Genomic DNA, 18,116 nt, shown 5'->3' on the forward strand with positions numbered 1-18,116 from the left:
CGTGGCGCGTCCTCGCGGCGGGCTCGCTGCGTGGCGCGCGCCGGCGGCGAGGTCTCGACGGAGCCGGTGGCCGCCGAGCCGGGCGAGGTCCACCTCGAGCCCGACGCGCTCGTCGTCCTCGACGCCGACGACGCCGTGGCGAACCGCCAAGCTCGGCGTCCTCGTCGACGCACGAGCGGGCGAGCGCTTCCGCGGCGAGACGGAGCCGATCGACCCCGTGGCCGGCCACATACCCGGCGCGGTCAACGTGCCCATGTCCGACCTCGTCACCGACGACGGGCGGCTGCGGCCGCAGCGCGAGTTGCGCGAGCGCTTCGCCCGCGAGGGCATCGACGAGGTGACCGTCGTCGGCACCTACTGCGGATCCGGTGTCACCGCCGCGCACACCGCCCTGGCCCTGCACGAGATCGGTGTCGACGCCGACGTCTACGTCGGCAGCTGGAGCGAGTGGATCACCGACCCGGGCCGCCCGGTCGCCACCGGCGCCTGAGCCGCGGTCCTAGAGTGGCCGGATGGGCTCCGTGACTCCTGACCAGCGCACCGTCGTCCCGTCGACGGGGCGAGCTGCCCGTCCAGGTCTTCCTGCCGCCGAGCGGCAGCGGACCGGGTCTGGTCGTCTGCCAGGAGATCTTCGGCGTCGCCGACTACATCCGCTCCCGGGCCCGGGACCTCGCCGACCTCGGCTACGTCGTGCTCGTGCCCGAGTCCTACTGGCGCCTGGGCAGCCCGGTGATCGGCGAGGACGCCGACCACCTCGAGGAGGCCATGGGCGCCGCCGGGAGACTCGACTGGGGGCAGACCGTCGCCGACACCGTCGCCGCGACCCGGGTGCTGCGCGAGCGCCCCGAGGTCACCGGCTCGGTGGGGCTGCTCGGCTTCTGCTTCGGCGGCGGACTCGCCTGGGCGACGACGGCTGCGCTCACGCAGGCCGGTGAGCCGCCCGCGGCGCTCGTCGCCTACTACGGCTCCCAGATCCCGACCCTGCTCGAGCTCGCCGATCTGGTGCGGGTCCCGCAGCTGCACCACTGGGGAACCGCCGACCAGTTCATCCCCGTCGAGGGGGTCGCCGCCGTCGAGGCCGCCACGCGGGGCGATGCGACGACCTTCGTGCGGCACGAGGGTGCCGGGCACGCCTTCGACAATCCCACCCCGGTCTTCCACCACCCGCAGGCCTCCGCCGAGGCCTGGGCGCACACCGGCGAGTGGCTCGCCGAGCAGCTCCCGCCGGCCTGAGCCGCCGCGCCCGCTCAGGCCGGCAGGCCGGAGACGAACTCGGCGATCGCCCGGGCCACAGGAAGCGGGTGGGTCATCGGCGCGAAGTGCGTGGCCCCCGGCACGTGGACGATCTCGAGGTCCTGACGCAGGCGACGGGCCCTCCCTTCGCCGACGCGGAACTGGTCGAACTCGCCGTTGACCGCGAGGATCGGCACGTCGACATCGGTGAGCGACCCCAGCTCGACCTCGTCGATGACCGCGTCCCACGCGTCGGGGATCGCCGCGAGGCCCGGCCCGCGCTCGAGGACGGCTGTAGCGGTCCGCTCACCGATGATCCGACGCAGCGACGCGGCATCCGCCTCGCGGATGCGCGGGGCGCGCCGCTCGTCACCCAAACCGGTCCGCAGCGCGGAGGCCATCGACCGGTAGACGCCCGCGAGCCGGGAGCTCGGCTCGGCGGTCGAGCCCATGAGCACCAGACCGGCCAGGACCATGTGGTGCTGCGCGGCCCACTCCATCGCGACGTACCCGCCGAGGCTGTGGCCCGCGAGCACCACCCGGTGCCGGCCGGGGTCGAGCTCGGCCACGCCCCGGCTGACCGCCTCGAGCGCCCCCTCCATGGTGAAGGGCAGCTCCGCGTCCAGCCCGTGGCCGGGCAGGTCGACGTGGTGGCACACGATCCGCCCGAGGAGCGCCTCCTCGAGCGGGATCCACGCCGCGGCGTTGAGCCGACTGCCGTGGACCAGCAGGAGTCGGATCGGCGCCCCGGCTCGGCTCATGCGATCAGGAGCCGAGGAGCCTGGGCGCGAGCCAGGCCTCGACCTGGTCGATGGAGACCCGCTCCTGCGCCATCGTGTCGCGCTCACGGATGGTGACCGCGTTGTCCTCGAGGGTGTCGAAGTCGACGGTGATGCAGTAGGGCGTGCCGATCTCGTCCTGGCGGCGGTAGCGCTTGCCGATTGCCTGCGAGTCGTCGAAGTCGACGTTCCAACTCTTGCGCAGCTGCGCGGCGAGGTCGCGCGCCTTGGGCGAGAGGTCGGCGTTGCGCGACAGCGGCAGGACCGCGGCCTTGACCGGGGCGAGCCGGTGGTCGAGGCGCAGCACGGTGCGCTTGTCGACGCCGCCCTTGGCATTGGGGGCCTCGTCCTCGGCGTAGGCGTCGACGAGGAAGGTCATGATCGAGCGGGACAGACCGGCCGCCGGCTCGATGACGTAGGGCGTGTAGCGCTCGTTGTTGGCCTGGTCGTAGAAGACGAGGTCGGTGCCCGAGTGCTTGCTGTGGCTCGTCAGGTCGTAGTCGGTGCGGTTGGCGATGCCCTCGAGCTCGCCCCACTCGCTGCCGGCGAAGTTGAACCGGTACTCGATGTCGACGGTGCGCTTGGAGTAGTGGCTCAGCTTGTCCTGCGGGTGCTCGAAGTGGCGCAGGTTGTCGGGGTTGATGCCCAGATCGGTGTACCAGCGGGTGCGCTCGTCGATCCAGTACTGGTGCCAGTCCTCGTCCTCGCCCGGCTTGACGAAGAACTCCATCTCCATCTGCTCGAACTCGCGGGTGCGGAAGATGAAGTTGCCCGGCGTGATCTCGTTGCGGAAGGACTTGCCGGTCTGCGCGATGCCGAAGGGCGGCTTCTTGCGCGAGGTCTGCAGGACGTTGTTGAAGTTGATGAAGATGCCCTGGGCGGTCTCGGGGCGCAGGTAGTGCAGCCCGGACTCGTCCTCGATGACGCCGAGGTAGGTCTTGAGCATCATGTTGAACTCGCGGGCCTCGGTCCACTGGCCGCGCGTGCCGCAGTCGGGGCAGACGATCTCGCTCATCGGGATGCTGTCGGGGTCGATCTCCTGACCCTTCTTCGCCGCCTTGTCGGCCACGGCCTCCTGCAGGTGGTCCTGGCGGTGGCGCTTGTGGCAGCTGAGGCACTCGGTGAGCGGGTCGGTGAAGGTGCCGACGTGACCCGAGGCAACCCAGGTCTCGCGCGGCAGGATGATCGAGGAGTCGAGGCCGACGACGTCGTCGCGGCCGGTGACCATCGAGCGCCACCACTGACGCTTGATGTTCTCCTTGAGCTCGACACCGAGCGGTCCGTAGTCCCACGCGGAGCGGGTACCGCCGTAGATCTCACCGCACGGGAAGACGAAGCCCCTGCGCTTGCAGAGGTTGACGACGGTGTCCACGGTGGAGGTCTGCTTGGCCATGTGGGAGAGGTTATCCGGCGCGGTGCCGAGCGACCGCATCGGCCCGCTTACCCTGTGGGGGTGTCCAGCAGCTCATCCCGCCGTCCCGAGCCCGTCGCGACCACCGCCTTCGAGCGCGCCAGCCTCCCGGTCACCCGCGTCATCGCCGGGCTGCCTCCGGCCGTGCCGGTCCTCGTCGTCCTCGCGCTCGTGCTCGTCGGCGCCTTCATCGGCCCATGGGGCGCGATCCCGCTGGGCATCGTCGCCCTCTTCCTGCTGTGGATGCTCGCCCTGAGCTGGCCCCGACTGACCGGCACCGAGCGGCTCATGCGGGTCGCCGTCATCCTGCTCGTCGTCGCCCTGACGATCGTCAAGGTCGTCCCCCGCTGACCCTCAGTTGACAACGGTTCTCAGTTTCGCTGAGAATCGTTCTCATGCCGCTTCGCCACCGCCTCCCCCTCGCCGTCTCCGCCCTCGTCCTCGCCCTCACCGGCTGCGGGACGGGCACCGACGGTGACGCCGGGGACGATGCCTCCCTCACCGTCGCCACCTCCTTCTACCCCCTCCAGGAGGCGGCCGAGCGGGTCGGCGGCGACCACGCGAGCGTCACCAACCTCACCAAGCCGGGGGCCGAGCCCCACGACCTCGAGCTCACGCCCAAGCAGGTGCTCGAGGCCTCCCGCGCGGACGCGCTGATCTACCTCAAGGACTTCCAGCCATCGGTCGACGACGCGGCGCAGGAGGCCGGCGACAGCGCGATGGACGTCGCCCCCTTCGCCCGGCTGGACATCGAGGCGGCGCACGACGAGCACGAGTGCGAAGGGGGACACGAGGGCCACGACCACGGCAGCACCGACCCGCACTTCTGGCTCGACCCGACCCGCTACGCCGATGTCGTCGAGGCGATGGGCGAGCGCTTCGCCGAGGCCGACCCCGACCACGCCGCCGACTACCGGGCCAATGCCAAGGAGTTCGCCGGCGAACTCAAGGCACTGGACAAGGACCTCAAGGCCGGGCTCGCCGAGTGCACCAACCACGACCTGGTCACCGGCCACTCCGCCTTCGCCTACTTCGCCGACCGCTACGGGTTCCACCAGGAGTCGGTGAGCGGCCTGACGCCCGGCGCCGAGCCGAGCCCCACGGCGCTCGCCGACCTCATCGAGCACATCAAGGATGAGAAGATCACCACCGTGTACGCCGAGACGCTCGTCCCCCGCGACACCGCGGAGACGATCGCTCGCGACACCGGGGCCGAGGTCGCCGTCCTCGACCCGATCGAGGGCCTGACCGACGCCTCCGACGGCGACGACTACGTCTCGGTCATGCGCAGCAACCTCGCGACCGTGGAGAAGGGCCAAGGATGCTCGTGACCGACCCCGCACCCGTCATCGAGCTCGAGGGCACCGCCTTCGGCTACGAGGACCGCACCATCGTGCGCGACCTCGACCTCACCGTGCAGCGCGGTGAGGTCGTCGCCGTGCTCGGCCCCAACGGCTCGGGCAAGTCGACCCTCGTCAAGGGACTGCTCGGCCTCTCCGAGCTGCACGCCGGCCGGGCCAGGGTCCTCGGCCACGACGTCGCGACCCCGGGAGCCCGCGCCGGCATCGGCTACGTGCCGCAGCGGCACACGCTCGCCTCCGCCGTCCGTGCGACCGCCGCCGAGATCGTCACCATGGGCCGCACCGTGCGCACCCCCTGGTGGGCGCCGGTGGCGCATCCACGACGCGGCGAGTCGCGACCTCGTGCGCGAGTCCCTGTCCGTCGTCGGCCTCGCCGACCTGGCCGGCCACGACGTCGCCACCCTCTCCGGCGGCCAGCAGCGCCGCGTGCTCATCGCCCGCGCCCTGGCCAGCCGGCCCGACGTCTTCCTCATGGACGAGCCGACCGCCGGCGTCGACCGCGGCCACCAGGCCGTGCTCGTCGCCGTCATGCGCCGGCTCGTCGAGCGCGGCGCGACCCTGGTCATCGTCACCCACGAGCTCGACGCCCTCGCCGAGATCGTCACCCGCACCGTCGTCGTGCGCGGCGGCGGCATCCAGCAGGACTGCGCGCCGGGCGAGCTCGCCGCCGGCGAGGAGGCCCACACCCACCACTCCGACGAGGGGACGCCACCTCCCGCCGCCGTGCCGACGACGATGATCACGCCGGGAGGGACCCGCTGATGGACCTGCTCGCCCTGGAGTTCATGCGCAACTCCCTCATCGCCGCCCTGCTCGTCGGGGCGTCGGCGCCGCTCGTCGGCGTCTTCCTCGTGCAGCGCGGCATGTCGCTCATCGGCGACGGCATGGGCCACGTCGCCCTCGCCGGCGTCGGCATCGGCGTGCTGACGAGCACCTCCCCCGTGCTCACCGCACTCGTCGTCGTCGTGCTCGCCGCGGTGGCCATCGAGCTGCTGCGGCACCTCGGGCGCACCGGGGGCGACCTGGCCCTCGCGGTGATGTTCTACGGCGGCCTGGCCGCGGGCGTGGTCATCATCGCCAAGGCGCCGTCCGGGTCGGCGACCAACCTGCAGGGCTTCCTCTTCGGCGCCCTGACGACGGTCTCGCCGAGCGACCTCGTCCAGTTCGCCGTGCTCGCGGCGGTCGTCGTGCTCACCGTGCTCGTGCTGCGCGAGCGGCTCTTCGCCGTCGCCCAGGACGGCGAGTACGCCCGGGCCTCGGGCCTGCCCGTGCTCGCGACCAACATCCTGCTCGCCGTGCTCACCGGCGTCACCGTCGTCATCTCGATGCGGGTCATCGGCCTGCTGCTCATCAGCGCCCTGATGATCCTGCCCAATGCGACCGGGCAGTACCTCGGCCGCTCCTTCCGCGGTGGCCTGGTCTGGGCGGTGCTCGTCGGCACGCTGACCAGCGTCGGCGGCGTCGTCACGAGCTTCTACGCCGACACCCCGTCGGGCGCGACGATCGTGCTGCTGGCCATCGCCGTCTTCGTCGTCGCCGCCGCGGGCGTGACGCTCGTGAGGGCGATCGGGCACCGACGCCACCACACCGCCGAGGCGCACGAGCACGTGCACTGGGAGGACTGCGGCCACGAGGTCGTCCTGCACGGCGACCACGTCGACTACCTGCACGACGGACACCGGCACGCCCGCCACGGTGACCACTGGGACGAGCACGATCCCGACCACCACACCGAGACCACCCTCGAGGGAGCCCCCGATGACCGACACCCGCACCCGCCGCCCCACCCGGCAGCGCACCGCCATCGAGGCCGACATCGACCGGTCCGACGAGTTCCGCTCGGCCCAGGAGGTGCACGCGAGCCTCGTCGCCGGCGGCGACAAGATCGGTCTGGCGACGGTCTACCGGACGCTCCAGGCGATGGTCGACGAGGACGCGCTGGACTCCCTTCGCACCGACGACGGGGAGATCGTCTACCGCCGGTGCAGCACCGGCCACCACCACCACCTCGTCTGCCGCGACTGCGGCCGCACGGTCGAGGTCGAGGGCCCGGCGGTCGAGCGGTGGGCCGACAAGGTGAGCGCCGAGCACGGCTTCACCGACGTGTCGCACACGCTCGAGCTCTTCGGGCGCTGCGCGGACTGCGGCTAGGGCGCCTCCGGCAGGGCGAGCTCGCGGACCGACCTGGTGATCCGGCCGTCGTCCTGCCTCTCGAGGAAGGTGATCGAGCCGTAGTCGAGCGACAGCCAGCCCTCGCCGTCCTCGGTGAGGGGCTCGGAGGCGAAGACCGCCGCGGTGGCGTCGTCCTCGGTGCACTCCTCGAAGCCGTAGGTCCCCTCGGCCTGCTCGAAGTTGCGTCCCAGCAGCAGGTACATCGGCTCGAGGAGCATCCCGAGGTCGAAGTCGTCGCTGCCGGCGGGAGCCTCGCGCAGCTCGCGCCAGTCCCCCGGCGGGTCCACCTCGCCGCGGTGCCCGAGCCCCCAGTTGATCCCGATGATGCGCCCCGGCGAGACCAGGGCCATCTTGAGCTTGGTCAGCCCGGGGAGCTGCAGGGTCCTCATGGCATCGGCCACGAGCCGCAGCAGCTGCTCGACCGCGCGCTGGACGTCCTCGTCGCCGTTGCCCTCGAGCAGAGACAGCAGGAGCACGGCGAGGAACTCGGTGTCGGTCGTGCCGCGCATCTGCTGGAGGTACTCGTCCGCGCAGTGCTGCAGCAGCTCGCGCTGCAGGACCTGCCAGCCCGGCAGGTAGCCGTTCTGCGCGACGAGCCACGGCGCCCCCTCGAAGAAGAAGGGGTGGCAGTTCTCGTCAGCGAGGACGACCTGGGAGTCGTAGGCCGCCGCCCGCACGTGCGCCAGCAGGGTGTTGGCCTGGAGGCTGGGGATCAGGCTCGCGGCGTTGTCGTCGTAGAAGGCCGCCATCGGCCGGCGGTAGATGAGGGGCTCGTGCGGCTTGAGCAGGTGGTCGCCCCACGCGCCGAACCCCCAGCCCGCGAGCTGCAGCTCGGGGTGCCGCTCCGGGTCGAGCGCCTGGTTGACCAGGCTGTTGTCCGGCGTGAGCAGCAGGCTCTCCAGCGGGGTCTCCGGCCCGATGTAGGCAAGGACTCGACACATGTGCGACCTCTCCGTGACGGCTCACCGTGCGTCGGCGCACGGTCTCGCCAGCGTAGGTGACGCTCAGGCGCTCCCCGTGGTGGGCGCGTCCACCGCGCCGCCGTACCGCCGCTCGCGCTGGGCGTAGGTCTCGATGGCCTCCCACAGGTGGCGGCGGTCGTAGTCGGGCCACAGCGTGTCCTGGAAGACCATCTCGGCATAGGCCGACTGCCAGAGCAGGAAGTTGCTCGTGCGCTGCTCCCCCGAGCTGCGCAGGAAGAGGTCGACGTCGGGCATGGTCGGCTCGGTGAGATAGCGCGCGATGGTGCGCTCGTCGATGCCCGAGCCCTTGAGCCGGCCCGCCTTGACGTCCTCGGCGATGCGCCGCACGCCGTCGGCGATCTCGGCGCGACCTCCGTAGTTGACGCAGAAGTAGAGCGTCAGCGCGTCGTTGTCGCGGGTCATCTCCTGGGCGATCTCGAGCTCCTTGATGACCGAGCTCCACAGCCGCGGACGCCGACCGACCCACCGCATCCGCACGCCCCAGGCGTGCAGCTGGTCGCGGCGGCGGCGGATGACGTCACGGTTGAAGCCCATGAGGAAGCGCACCTCCTCGGGCGAGCGGCGCCAGTTCTCCGTGGAGAAGGCATAGGTCGACAGGTGCTTGACCCCGATGTCGAGCGCGCCGGCGACGACGTCGAGCAGCGCCCCCTCGCCGGCCTCGTGGCCCTTGGTGCGCGGCAGGCCGCGCTGGTTGGCCCAGCGGCCGTTGCCGTCCATGACGATCGCGACGTGCCCGGGCACGAGGTCGGCGGGCACGGGCGGGGGCGTCGCTCCGCTCGGGTGGGCGAAGGGGGTCTCGTAGCGGCTCATCCGGTCCTCTGCGATGGGGTGGGGTCGGGGCGGGTGCGGTCGACGTGACGAAGGGAGAGCACCCCGCGCTCGAGGTGCCACTGGAGGAAGGCCGCGGTCAGGCCGGAACCCTCGCGCCGGTGGCGGTCGAGGGAGGTGTCAGCGGCTGCCCAGTCGCCGGTGAGCAGGGCGGCGAGCAGCTCGAGGGTCTCGGGTGCGGGCGCGGAGGCGCCGGGCACGCGGCAGCTGCGGCAGAGCACGCCGCCGTGGGCGACGTGGAAGGCGCGGTGCGGGCCCGGCTCGCCGCACTGGGCGCAGTCGTGGAAGCTCGGCGCCCATCCCGCGACGGCCAGCGCCCGCAGGAGGTAGGCGTCGAGGCTGAGCTCGGGGGCGTGCTCGGCGTGGGCGAGCGAGCGCAGCGCGCCGGCGAGCAGGAGGAACTGCTGCACCGCCATCTCGCCCTCCTCGGTGAGCCGGTCGGCGGTCTCGAGCATCGCCGAGGCAGCGGTCCAGCGCGAGTAGTCGCGGGCGATCTGGTCACCCCACGGGTCGAGCGACTCGGCCTGGGTCACGGTGTCGAGGTTGCGCCCCTCGTAGCACTGGAGGTCGACGTGCATGCCCGGCTCGAGGCGGGCGCCGAACTTCGACTTCGTGCGGCGGACCCCCTTCGCCACTGCGCGGACCTTGCCCCGGCCGCGCGTGAGCACGGTGATGATCCGGTCGGCCTCACCCAGCTTGTGGGTGCGCAGGACGACCCCGGAGTCGCGGTAGAGGGGCACCGGGCCATTGTCTCCCTTCGCACCGACACGACACGCACCCCCACGCCGAGTCCAACCTCTCGAACACACGTTCGACCCGCTGCTACGCTCGGTCCATGCAGGCGCTCCAGTCCTCGCTCTTCGACACGGCCGACTCCCCGACGCTCGGTGACCTCGACCGGCGGCACCGCCGCTTCCTCGACGGCACCGCCTGGCTCGACCTGCTACCCGGATGGGCCTGCGGCAGCGACGAGGTCCTGACGACGCTGCTGCACGAGGTGCCGTGGCGGGCCGAGCGCCGGCAGATGTACGACTCCGTCGTCGACGTGCCTCGCCTGCAGTGCTTCTACGGCGAAGGGGAGGCCCTCCCCCACCCGCTGCTCACCGACATGCGCGAGCAGTTGTCGGCCCACTACGCGATCGAGCTCGGCGAGCCCTTCGTCACCGCCGGCCTGTGTCTCTACCGCGACGGCGAGGACTCCGTCGCGTGGCACGGCGACCGGATCGGCCGCAGCCGCGAGCAGGACACGATGATCGCCATCGTCTCCCTCGGCTCGGCGAGGCACCTCTCCCTTCGCCCTCGCGATGGCGGTGTCTCGCAACGGGTCTCGCTCGGCCACGGAGACCTCGTCGTCATGGGCGGCGCCTGCCAGCGGACCTGGGACCACGCCGTGCCCAAGACGAGCGCCCGGGTCGGGCCTCGGGTGTCCATCCAGTTCCGCGTCGCGGGGGTGCGCTGAGGCAGTCAAGAGAAGCTGCCCCTTCGCAAGGGTGTGAAGCTCTTGCGAAGGGGCAGTTTCTCGGGTCACCCGAGAGTCTCGAGGCGGGTGGGACTCAGGCCCCTCCGACCGCCGCATCGCGCTCGGCGCGGTTGACGGCGGAGAGGATCGCCCGCAGCGAGGCCTTGACGATCGAGTCGTGCAGGCCGACGCCCCACAGGACGCGGTCGCCGACGGCGCACTCGACGTAGGCGGCGGCGCGGGCGTCGCCACCGGCGGACAGGGCGTGCTCGGCGTAGTCGAGGACGCGGACGTCGACACCCAGCGGGGCGAGGGCGTCGAGGAAGGCCGCGATCGGGCCGTTGCCGCTGCCGGAGATCTCGACCTCCTGGCCGGCGTCGAGGATGTGCCCCTCGATGCGGTCCAGACCGGAGTCCTCACCGGTGAGCGTGGAGCGCACCGGCTGGAAGCGACCCCAGCCGTCCTTGTCCTCGCTGTGCAGGTACTCGTCGTTGAAGACCTGCCACAGCGCGAGACCGCTCATCTCGCCGCCGTCGCTGTCGGTCTTGCGCTGGACGACCGCGGAGAACTCCATCTGCAGGCGACGCGGCAGGTCCAGGCCGTGCTCCGACTTCAGCAGGTAGGCGACGCCACCCTTGCCGGACTGGGAGTTGACGCGCACGACGGCCTCGTAGGAGCGACCGATGTCGTGGGGGTCGATCGGCAGGTAGGGCACGCCCCAGTCGATGCCGTTGACGTCGGTGCCGGCCTCCTTGGCCCGCACCTCCATGTCCTCGAAGCCCTTCTTGATCGCGTCCTGGTGCGAGCCGGAGAAGGCCGTGTAGACGAGGTCGCCGCCCCACGGGTGGCGCGGGTGCACGGGCAGCTGGGTGCAGTGCTCGACCGTGCGACGGATCTCGTCCATCTGGGAGAAGTCGATCTGCGGGTCGATGCCTTGGCTGAAGAGGTTCATCCCCAGCGTCACCAGGTCGACGTTGCCGGTGCGCTCGCCGTTGCCGAACAGGCAGCCCTCGATCCGGTCGGCCCCGGCGAGGTAGCCGAGCTCGGCGGCAGCCACCCCTTCGCCACGGTCGTTGTGCGGGTGCAGCGAGAGCATGACCGACTCGCGGCGCTCGATGTGGCGGCTCATCCACTCGATCGAGTCGGCGTAGACGTTGGGGCTGGCCATCTCGACCGTCGCCGGCAGGTTGATGATCATCTTGTGGTCGGGCGTCGGGTCGATGACGTCGATGACCTCGTTGCAGATCCGCGCCGCGAAGTCGAGCTCGGTGCCCGTGTAGGACTCCGGCGAGTACTGGTAGTAGACGTCGGTGTCGGGGATGGTCTCCTCGAGCTTCTTGCACAGGCGCGCGCCTGCAGGGCGATGTCGACGATGCCGTCCTGGTCGGAGTTGAAGACCACCCGGCGCTGCAGGACGGACGTCGAGTTGTAGAAGTGGACGATCGCGGTCTTGCTGCCGGCGATGGCGTCGAAGGTCTTCTCGATGAGGTGGTCACGGCACTGCGTGAGCACCTGGATCGTCACGTCGTCGGGGATGTGGCCACCGTCGATGAGCTCGCGGCAGAAGTTGTAGTCGGTCTCGCTCGCGCTCGGGAAGCCGACCTCGATCTCCTTGTAGCCCATTTTGACGAGCAGCTGGAACATCTGCAGCTTGCGCTCGGCGTCCATCGGGTCGATGAGGGCCTGGTTGCCGTCGCGCAGGTCGACCGCGCACCAGGCGCGGGGCCTGCGTCATGACCCGGTCGGGCCAGGTGCGGTCGGGCAGCTCGACGGCGATCTGCTCCTGGAAGGGGATGTACTTGCTCACCGGCATCGCGGTGGCCTGCTGGGGGTGGATCATTGCTGTCCTTCGTCACTGGGTGGGGGCTGGGCCGGCACCACGAACTCCGCGACGAGGTGGCCGTCTGTCAGGCCTCGCCGCGGCAGAGAAGGAGCAGGTCCGTCCGCATGCCCAGCACGATACTCCTCGCCTCGGGTGACCATGACCCGGGTCACGATGCGGACGAAGGGGGGTCCCGTCACCTCACGTGGCGGTAGCGCTTCTCCGGCCGACCGACCCGGCCGTACTGCTGCCGGCCCTCGATCTCGCCCGTGCCGACGAAGTGCTCGAGGTAGCGCCGGGCGGTCACCCGGGAGAGGCCGACCGCCTCGCCGCACTCGGCGGCGGACAGGCCGGGCGTCTCGCGGACGGCCGCGAGGACGAGCTCTCCCGTCTCGGCGCTCAGGCCCTTGGGCAGGGTCGTCGGCCGCGGGGCCGAGGCCGGACCGCCGGCGAAGATCGAGTCGATGTCCTCCTGCCCGGCCTCCTCGTCGACCTGCGCGAGCCGCTCGAGCTCGGCGCGGAAGTCCGCGAGCCGAGCCGCGAGGTCGGGCTGGCCGAAGGGCTTGACGAGGTAGCCGAAGGCGCCGCCCGTGCGCGCCGCCCGCACCTGCTCGACCTCGCGGGCGGCGGTCACCATGAGCACCCCGACGTCATACCCCTCCGCACGCAGTCGACGCAGCACCTCGATGCCGGTCATGTCGGGCAGGTGGACGTCGAGCAGGACGAGGTGCGGGTCGTGCTCGTCGACGGCGTCGAGCGCCTGCTGGCCCGTCGCGGCGGTCGCGACGACGCGGAAGCCGGGCACCATCTCGACGAAGCGGGTGTGCACCTTGACCACGAGGAAGTCGTCGTCGACGACGACCACGTCGAGCTGCTCCATCACTGCTCCTCGCTGCGCGCGGTGCCCAGGGACGCGGTGAAGACGGCCCCGAAGTCACCCTGGGCGACCGACACCCGGCCACCGCCCCGGGAGCATACGGCCTGCACGAGCGCCAGGCCGATGCCCCGACCGGCTGCCCCGCTCGGCTTCGTCGACCACCCGCGCTCGAAGACCCGGTCGACGTCCTCCGGCGCGATGCCCGCGCCGGTGTCGGCGACGCGCACGAGCGGGCCGGTCTCGTCCGTCGTCAGGCGCACCGAGGTCTCGTGGCCGCCGTTGGCCCGGGTCGCGTCGAGCGCGTTGTCGATGAGGTTGCCGAGCACGGTGATGACGTCGGCGGCCGTGTCGGGCGCCAGGCGCGGCAGGTGCGACTCGGGCTCGATCGACAGGTCGATGCCGATCTCGGAGGCGGCGGTGACCTTGGCGATGAGCAGCGCGGCGACCCGCGGGTCCTCGACGTAGCGGGTCACCGTCTCGCTGATCTCGGTGCGCCGTCGGTTGACGTCGGCGATGAGCGCGACCACCTCGTCGTACTCCCCCAGCTGCACGAGCCCCGAGATGGTGTGGAGCCGGTTGTCGAACTCGTGGGTCTGCGCCCGCAGCGCATCGGTGATGCTCGCCTGGGCCGAGACCTGGCTCTGCAGCGCGAGCAGGTCGCTGCGGTCGACCATCGTCGTCACCGTGCCGACCGGCTTGTCGTCGAAGAAGGTGCGCCGTCGGGTGAGCACGAGGGTGCGGTCGTCGACGACGAGCAGGGTCGGGTCGCTGTCACCCTCGCCGGCGAGGAAGGCGCCGAGCCCGCCGCCCAGGTCGAGATCGAGCACCCGTCGCCCGATGGCGGACTCCCCCACCCCGAGCAGCTGCCGGGCGGAGGTGTTGACGAGCGTGAGCTGGCCCGTGGAACTCACCCCGACGACGCCCTCGTGGATGCCGGTGAGCAGGGCCTCCTGGTGGTCGGCGAGCCGGGCGATCTCGGCCGGCTCGAGCCCACGCGTCTGCCGCCGGATGAAGCGGGAGAGCCCGAAGGCGCCCGCCAGTCCGAGCGCGGCGGCCGCACCGAGGAAGAGCACGAGGTCGGGGGCCGCGTCGAGCAAGCGCTCCGACCACGGCGGGTAGTCCTCGACGACCAGCGCGACCCCCTGCACCTGCTCGTCGTCGCCGATAACCGGCGCCTGGCCACCGACGCCCTTGTCCCCGTCGAGCACGATGTCGCCCGACCACGAACGACCGTCGGTGACCGGCACGCCGAGGGTCGCCCGCGTCCCGAGATCGGTGGCGTCCGTCGAGGCGAAGACCGTGCCGTCGCGGCCGACGAGCTGCACGTGGCGGGCACCGGACAGGCTCGCCGCCCGCCCCAGCTGGGCCTCGAGGGCGCGACGGTTACCCCCTTCGACCAGCTCGGAGCGCACGACCGGCGTCGCCGCGAGGGACTCGGCGACCGCGAGCATGCGGGTCTGGCGGGAGGAGCGGAAGTCGGACGTCGACTGCTGGACGGTGATCGCGGCGACCACGACGAGCACGAGGAGCAGCGCGACCACCTGCCACACGAGCAGCTGGGCCGCGAGGCTCCACCGGGACCGTGACCGCAAAGACCACAACCTCCTTTGTGTTCGCAATGGTGACGGGGCGCACACATGAGGGCCACCATCGAGCGTGCCCATCTTTCACCATCCACAGGAAGGCGTGCCGGACATGACCCCCGGACCCCGACGCCGCACCGTGCTGCTCGCCTCGCTCGGCGCGCTGGCGCTCCCTTCGCTCGCCGCGTGCGGCGTGACGCGAGGCGACGACGCCGGCTCGACACGGCTGCGCATGATGATCCCCAACTCCCCCGGCGGCGGCTACGACCTCACCGGCCGCCGAGCGGTCGGCGTCATGGAGGACACCGAGATCACCAAGCGCTTCGAGGTCTTCAACGTCATCGGCGCGGGCGGCACCGTCGCCATGGCGCGGCTGGCCAACGAGCGCGGCAACGAGGACCTCATGATGTCGATGGGGCTCGGCGTCGTCGGCGCGACCCTGACCAACAGGTCCCAGGCACGCGTGTCCGGGATGACCCCGCTCGCCCGGCTCGTCCAGGAGTCAGAGGGCGTCATCGTGCCCGCCGACTCCCCGCACAAGACCATCGACGACCTCGTCGCCGCCTGGAAGAAGGACCCCAAGGCGGTGAGCATCGGCGGCGGCTCGTCCCCCGGCGGCCCCGACCACCTCTTCCCCATGGAGTTCGCCAAGGCGGTCGGCATCGACCCGCGCGAGGTCAACTACGTGACCTACGACGGTGGCGGTGACCTGCTCCCCGCCCTCCTCGGCTCGAAGATCAAGGCCGGCATGAGCGGCCTCGGCGAGTACGCCGAGCAGATCAAGAAGGGCCAGGTCAAGGTGCTCGCCGTCTCCGGCGAGAAGCGCATGTCCGGCATCGACGCGCCGACGCTCAAGGAGTCGGACATCGACCTGACCTTCATCAACTGGCGCGGGATCCTCGCCCCGCCGGAGATCTCCGCGGAGCGGCGCGATCAGCTCATCGACCTGCTCCAGCAGATGCACGACACCCCGGAGTGGAAGGACGTGCTCACCAAGAACAACTGGGACGACGCGTGGATGACCGGCGACGAGTTCGGCGACTTCCTCGCCTCCCAGGACAAGCGCGTCGAGACGACCCTGAAGGAGCTGGGCCTGCTGTGAGCGACACGATCCAGACCCCCACCACCCCCGCGCCCGAGCGCGAGCGCGACCTGACCCAGTTCGTCGTCGTCGCCTTCCTCGCGATCGTCGCGACCTTCCTCGTCGTCGACGCGGCCGGGCTGCGCAACGACTTCGCCGAGACCGACCCGGTCGGGCCGAAGTTCTTCCCGTGGTTCGTCGCGGCGATGCTCTACCTCACCGCGGCCCTGCTGAGCGTGGCGATCCTGCGCGGCTCCCTGCCCGACGAGGAAGGGGGTGAGGACGTCGACCTCGACCAGCGCCCCGACTGGCTCACGGTCCTCAAGCTCGTCGCCGTCTTCGTCTTCCTCATCGCCACCGTCGACCTGCTCGGCTGGGCGATCTCCGGCGCGCTCTTCTTCGCCGGCTGCTCCCTGACCCTCGGCAGCCGCACCTGGGTGCGCGACCTCGTCATCGGCGCCCTCCTGTCGGTGGGCACCTTCTACGCCTTCTACGTCGCCCTCGGCGTCCCGCTGCCCGCGGGCATCCTGGACGGGATCCTCTGATGGACAACCTCACCCACCTCATCGACGGCTTCGGCTCGGCGCTCACGCCGACCAACCTGCTCTTTGCCTGCGTCGGCGTCCTCCTCGGCACCGCGGTCGGCGTCCTGCCCGGCATCGGCCCGGCCATGACCGTGGCACTGCTGCTCCCGATCACCTACAACGTCGAGCCGTCGAGCGCCTTCATCATGTTCGCCGGGATCTACTACGGCGGCATGTACGGCGGGTCGACCACCTCGATCCTGCTCAACACCCCCGGAGAGTCCTCGTCGGTCATCACCGCCATCGAGGGCAACAAGATGGCGAAGGCCGGCAGGGCGGCCCAAGCCCTGGCCACGGCGGCCATCGGCTCCTTCATCGCCGGCGCGATCGGCACGGCGCTGCTGACCTTCTTCGCGCCGTGGATCGCGGTGCAGGCCGTCAAGCTCGGCGACCCGTCGTACCTCGCGATCATGGTCCTGGCCCTCGTGGCCGTCACCGCCGTCCTCGGCAGCTCGAAGCTGCGCGGGTTCATCGGGCTCTTCCTCGGCCTGGCCGTCGGCATCGTCGGCATCGACTCGCTCACCGGGCAGAGCCGCGCGACCTTCGGGATCCCGCTGCTCGGCGACGGCATCGACATCGTCGTCGTGGCCGTCGCGATCTTCGCCATCGGCGAGGCCCTGTGGGTCGCGGCCTTCCTGCGCCGCCGGCCCCAGGAGATCATCCCCGTGGGCCGGCCGTGGATGGGCAAGGACGACTTCAAGCGCTCGTGGAAGCCGTGGCTGCGCGGTACCGCCTTCGGCTTCCCCTTCGGTGCGGTGCCGGCCGGCGGCGCGGAGCTGCCGACCTTCCTCTCCTACATCACCGAGCGCAAGCTCTCGAAGCACCCCGAGGAGTTCGGCAAGGGCGCCATCGAAGGCGTCGCCGGTCCGGAGGCCGCCAACAACGCCTCCGCCGCCGGCACGCTCGTGCCGATGCTGGCCCTCGGTCTGCCGACCAATGCGACAGCCGCGATCATGCTCGCCGCGATGATGGGCTACGGCATCCAGCCCGGACCCGCACTCTTCGAGTCCGAGAGCACCCTGGTGTGGACGCTCATCGCGAGCCTCTTCATCGGCAACTTCCTGCTGCTCGTGCTCAACCTGCCGCTCGCGCCCCTGTGGGCCAAGCTGCTGCGCACCCCGCGTCCGTACCTCTACGCCGGCATCCTCTTCTTCGCCTCGCTCGGCGCGCTCGCGGTCAACCTGCAGTGGTTCGACCTGGCCCTGCTGCTCTTCTTCGGCCTCGTCGGCCTGGGCATGCGGCGCTTCGCGATCCCGGTGCTGCCGCTGATCATCGGCGTCATCCTCGGCCCCCGCCTGGAGGAGAACCTGCGCAAGACGCTGCTGCTCTCCAGCGGCGACTGGAGCGGCCTCTTCAGCGAGCCCGCCGCGGTCGTCGTCTACGGCATCATCGTCATCGGCTTCATCGGCATGGTGGTCGCGGGCTTCGTCCGTGGCCGCAAGGACACCACGACCTCGGAGGTCTCGGCATGACCATCGTCATCGGATACACCCCGGAGCCGGCCAGCGCCCAGGCTCTCGAGCGCGGCCTGGCCGAGGCCCGGCTGCGCGGAGAGGACGTGCTCCTCGTCAACGCGACGAAGGGAGACGCCTTCGTCGACACCCGCTACGGCAGCGCCGCGCAGATCTCGGACCTGCAGGCGCGACTCGACGAGTCGGGCGTCGAGGTCGAGATCACCCAGCCGATGGGCCCCGAGATCGCCGACCTCGTCCTCGACGAGGCCGAGCGGGTGGGCGCCTCGCTCATCGTCATCGGGTTGCGCCACCGCACGCCGGTCGGCAAGCTCCTGCTCGGGTCGACGGCCCAGCGGATCCTGCTCGACGCCTCGTGCCCCGTGCTGGCGGTCAAGCCTCCGCGCTGAGGCCGCACCGCGGCTCGACAACAAGAGCTGCCCCTTCGCACGAGTTCGGAACTCGTGCGAAGGGGCAGCTTTTTTCAGGTGC

18 protein-coding genes and 3 pseudogenes are annotated in these 18,116 nt (G+C 71.2%); 13 read left to right on the forward strand and 8 right to left on the reverse strand.

The window, feature by feature from the left end; genetic code table 11:
- Together AC2W7J_RS02370 and AC2W7J_RS02375 are read left to right on the forward strand one after the other, a co-directional pair.
- The coding region (locus AC2W7J_RS02370) for a sulfurtransferase (protein ID WP_485981314.1) at positions 1 to 490 on the forward strand (490 nt) is incomplete at its 5' end.
- Between the two features lie 92 nt (positions 491 to 582).
- Positions 583 to 1,233: a dienelactone hydrolase family protein gene (locus tag AC2W7J_RS02375; RefSeq protein WP_485981338.1), complete on the forward strand. Its 651-nt coding sequence runs from the start codon at positions 583 to 585 to the stop codon at positions 1,231 to 1,233.
- A gap of 14 nt (positions 1,234 to 1,247) precedes the next feature.
- Here the strand turns inward: AC2W7J_RS02375 and AC2W7J_RS02380 are convergent, their stop codons facing one another.
- Both AC2W7J_RS02380 and AC2W7J_RS02385 read right to left on the reverse strand, forming a co-directional pair.
- Positions 1,248 to 1,994 carry an alpha/beta fold hydrolase gene (locus AC2W7J_RS02380; RefSeq protein ID WP_485981316.1) on the reverse strand — a complete coding sequence of 249 codons (747 nt, stop codon included), beginning with the start codon at positions 1,992 to 1,994 and terminating at the stop codon, positions 1,248 to 1,250.
- 4 nt (positions 1,995 to 1,998) lie between these two features.
- Complete coding sequence (locus tag AC2W7J_RS02385) at positions 1,999 to 3,405, reverse strand: glycine--tRNA ligase (RefSeq protein WP_255183715.1); 1,407 nt, start codon at positions 3,403 to 3,405, stop codon at positions 1,999 to 2,001.
- Between the two features lie 60 nt (positions 3,406 to 3,465).
- Between AC2W7J_RS02385 and AC2W7J_RS02390 the strand changes: the two genes are divergently transcribed.
- From AC2W7J_RS02390 to AC2W7J_RS02415, 6 genes and pseudogenes are all read left to right on the forward strand, one after another.
- Positions 3,466 to 3,774: a DUF6703 family protein gene (locus AC2W7J_RS02390; protein ID WP_485981318.1), complete on the forward strand. Its 309-nt coding sequence runs from the start codon at positions 3,466 to 3,468 to the stop codon at positions 3,772 to 3,774.
- Positions 3,775 to 3,818: 44 nt separating this feature from the next.
- Positions 3,819 to 4,754, forward strand: a complete 936-nt coding sequence (locus AC2W7J_RS02395; RefSeq protein WP_485981319.1) for a metal ABC transporter substrate-binding protein — start codon at positions 3,819 to 3,821, stop codon at positions 4,752 to 4,754.
- A pseudogene (locus AC2W7J_RS02400) lies at positions 4,745 to 4,972 on the forward strand (ATP-binding cassette domain-containing protein); the annotation flags it as partial. The gene AC2W7J_RS02395 and the pseudogene AC2W7J_RS02400, both read left to right, overlap by 10 nt.
- A gap of 154 nt (positions 4,973 to 5,126) precedes the next feature.
- Positions 5,127 to 5,546, forward strand: a complete 420-nt coding sequence (locus AC2W7J_RS02405) for an ATP-binding cassette domain-containing protein (protein ID WP_485981321.1) — start codon at positions 5,127 to 5,129, stop codon at positions 5,544 to 5,546.
- 74 nt (positions 5,547 to 5,620) lie between these two features.
- A pseudogene (locus AC2W7J_RS02410) lies at positions 5,621 to 6,265 on the forward strand (metal ABC transporter permease); the annotation flags it as partial.
- A 277-nt stretch (positions 6,266 to 6,542) separates the two neighbouring features.
- On the forward strand, positions 6,543 to 6,935 hold the full coding sequence (locus AC2W7J_RS02415; RefSeq protein WP_255183719.1) for a Fur family transcriptional regulator: 393 nt from the start codon (positions 6,543 to 6,545) through the stop codon (positions 6,933 to 6,935).
- On the opposite strand, the gene AC2W7J_RS02420 is transcribed toward AC2W7J_RS02415, so the two are convergent.
- The 3 genes from AC2W7J_RS02420 to recO all read right to left on the reverse strand — a co-directional run bounded on the left by AC2W7J_RS02420 (position 6,932) and on the right by recO (position 9,507).
- Positions 6,932 to 7,897, reverse strand: coding sequence for a class II glutamine amidotransferase (locus AC2W7J_RS02420; protein WP_485981323.1), 966 nt, complete (start codon positions 7,895 to 7,897; stop codon positions 6,932 to 6,934). The two genes, AC2W7J_RS02415 and AC2W7J_RS02420, sit on opposite strands and share 4 nt — an antisense overlap.
- A 63-nt stretch (positions 7,898 to 7,960) precedes the next feature.
- Positions 7,961 to 8,749, reverse strand: coding sequence for an isoprenyl transferase (locus tag AC2W7J_RS02425; protein WP_255183721.1), 789 nt, complete (start codon positions 8,747 to 8,749; stop codon positions 7,961 to 7,963).
- Positions 8,746 to 9,507, reverse strand: a complete 762-nt coding sequence (gene recO / locus AC2W7J_RS02430) for a DNA repair protein RecO (protein WP_255183722.1) — start codon at positions 9,505 to 9,507, stop codon at positions 8,746 to 8,748. Before recO ends, AC2W7J_RS02425 begins: the two co-directional genes overlap by 4 nt.
- Before the next feature lie 95 nt (positions 9,508 to 9,602).
- Here recO and AC2W7J_RS02435 point away from each other — a divergent pair, with 95 nt between their 5' ends.
- Positions 9,603 to 10,226: an alpha-ketoglutarate-dependent dioxygenase AlkB gene (locus AC2W7J_RS02435; RefSeq protein WP_421009000.1), complete on the forward strand. Its 624-nt coding sequence runs from the start codon at positions 9,603 to 9,605 to the stop codon at positions 10,224 to 10,226.
- Positions 10,227 to 10,320: 94 nt separating this feature from the next.
- On the opposite strand, the pseudogene leuA reads toward AC2W7J_RS02435, so the two are convergent.
- The 3 genes and pseudogenes from leuA to AC2W7J_RS02450 all read right to left on the reverse strand — a co-directional run bounded on the left by leuA (position 10,321) and on the right by AC2W7J_RS02450 (position 14,517).
- Positions 10,321 to 12,066 (reverse strand): annotated as a pseudogene (gene leuA / locus AC2W7J_RS02440) (2-isopropylmalate synthase).
- Between the two features lie 178 nt (positions 12,067 to 12,244).
- Entirely contained in the window at positions 12,245 to 12,928 is a 684-nt protein-coding gene (locus AC2W7J_RS02445; protein WP_485981324.1) for a response regulator, read from the reverse strand.
- Positions 12,928 to 14,517, reverse strand: coding sequence for a sensor histidine kinase (locus AC2W7J_RS02450; RefSeq protein ID WP_485981326.1), 1,590 nt, complete (start codon positions 14,515 to 14,517; stop codon positions 12,928 to 12,930). Before AC2W7J_RS02450 ends, AC2W7J_RS02445 begins: the two co-directional genes overlap by 1 nt.
- 103 nt (positions 14,518 to 14,620) lie before the next feature.
- On the opposite strand from AC2W7J_RS02450, the gene AC2W7J_RS02455 reads away from it, so the two are divergent.
- The 4 genes from AC2W7J_RS02455 to AC2W7J_RS02470 are packed head-to-tail and all read left to right on the forward strand — an operon-like array spanning position 14,621 to position 18,034.
- Positions 14,621 to 15,610, forward strand: coding sequence for a Bug family tripartite tricarboxylate transporter substrate binding protein (locus tag AC2W7J_RS02455; protein WP_485981328.1), 990 nt, complete (start codon positions 14,621 to 14,623; stop codon positions 15,608 to 15,610).
- Positions 15,607 to 16,134: a tripartite tricarboxylate transporter TctB family protein gene (locus AC2W7J_RS02460; protein ID WP_485981330.1), complete on the forward strand. Its 528-nt coding sequence runs from the start codon at positions 15,607 to 15,609 to the stop codon at positions 16,132 to 16,134. The genes AC2W7J_RS02455 and AC2W7J_RS02460 overlap by 4 nt, the downstream gene beginning before the upstream one ends.
- Positions 16,134 to 17,645, forward strand: a complete 1,512-nt coding sequence (locus AC2W7J_RS02465; protein ID WP_255183730.1) for a tripartite tricarboxylate transporter permease — start codon at positions 16,134 to 16,136, stop codon at positions 17,643 to 17,645. The genes AC2W7J_RS02460 and AC2W7J_RS02465 overlap by 1 nt, the downstream gene beginning before the upstream one ends.
- The gene (locus AC2W7J_RS02470) at positions 17,642 to 18,034 is read left to right on the forward strand and encodes a universal stress protein (RefSeq protein WP_485981332.1); all 393 of its coding nucleotides are present in this window, start codon (positions 17,642 to 17,644) and stop codon (positions 18,032 to 18,034) included. Before AC2W7J_RS02465 ends, AC2W7J_RS02470 begins: the two co-directional genes overlap by 4 nt.
- Positions 18,035 to 18,116: the final 82 nt, after the last annotated feature.

The organism is Janibacter sp. CFPM2_SD2, from assembly GCF_057364645.1.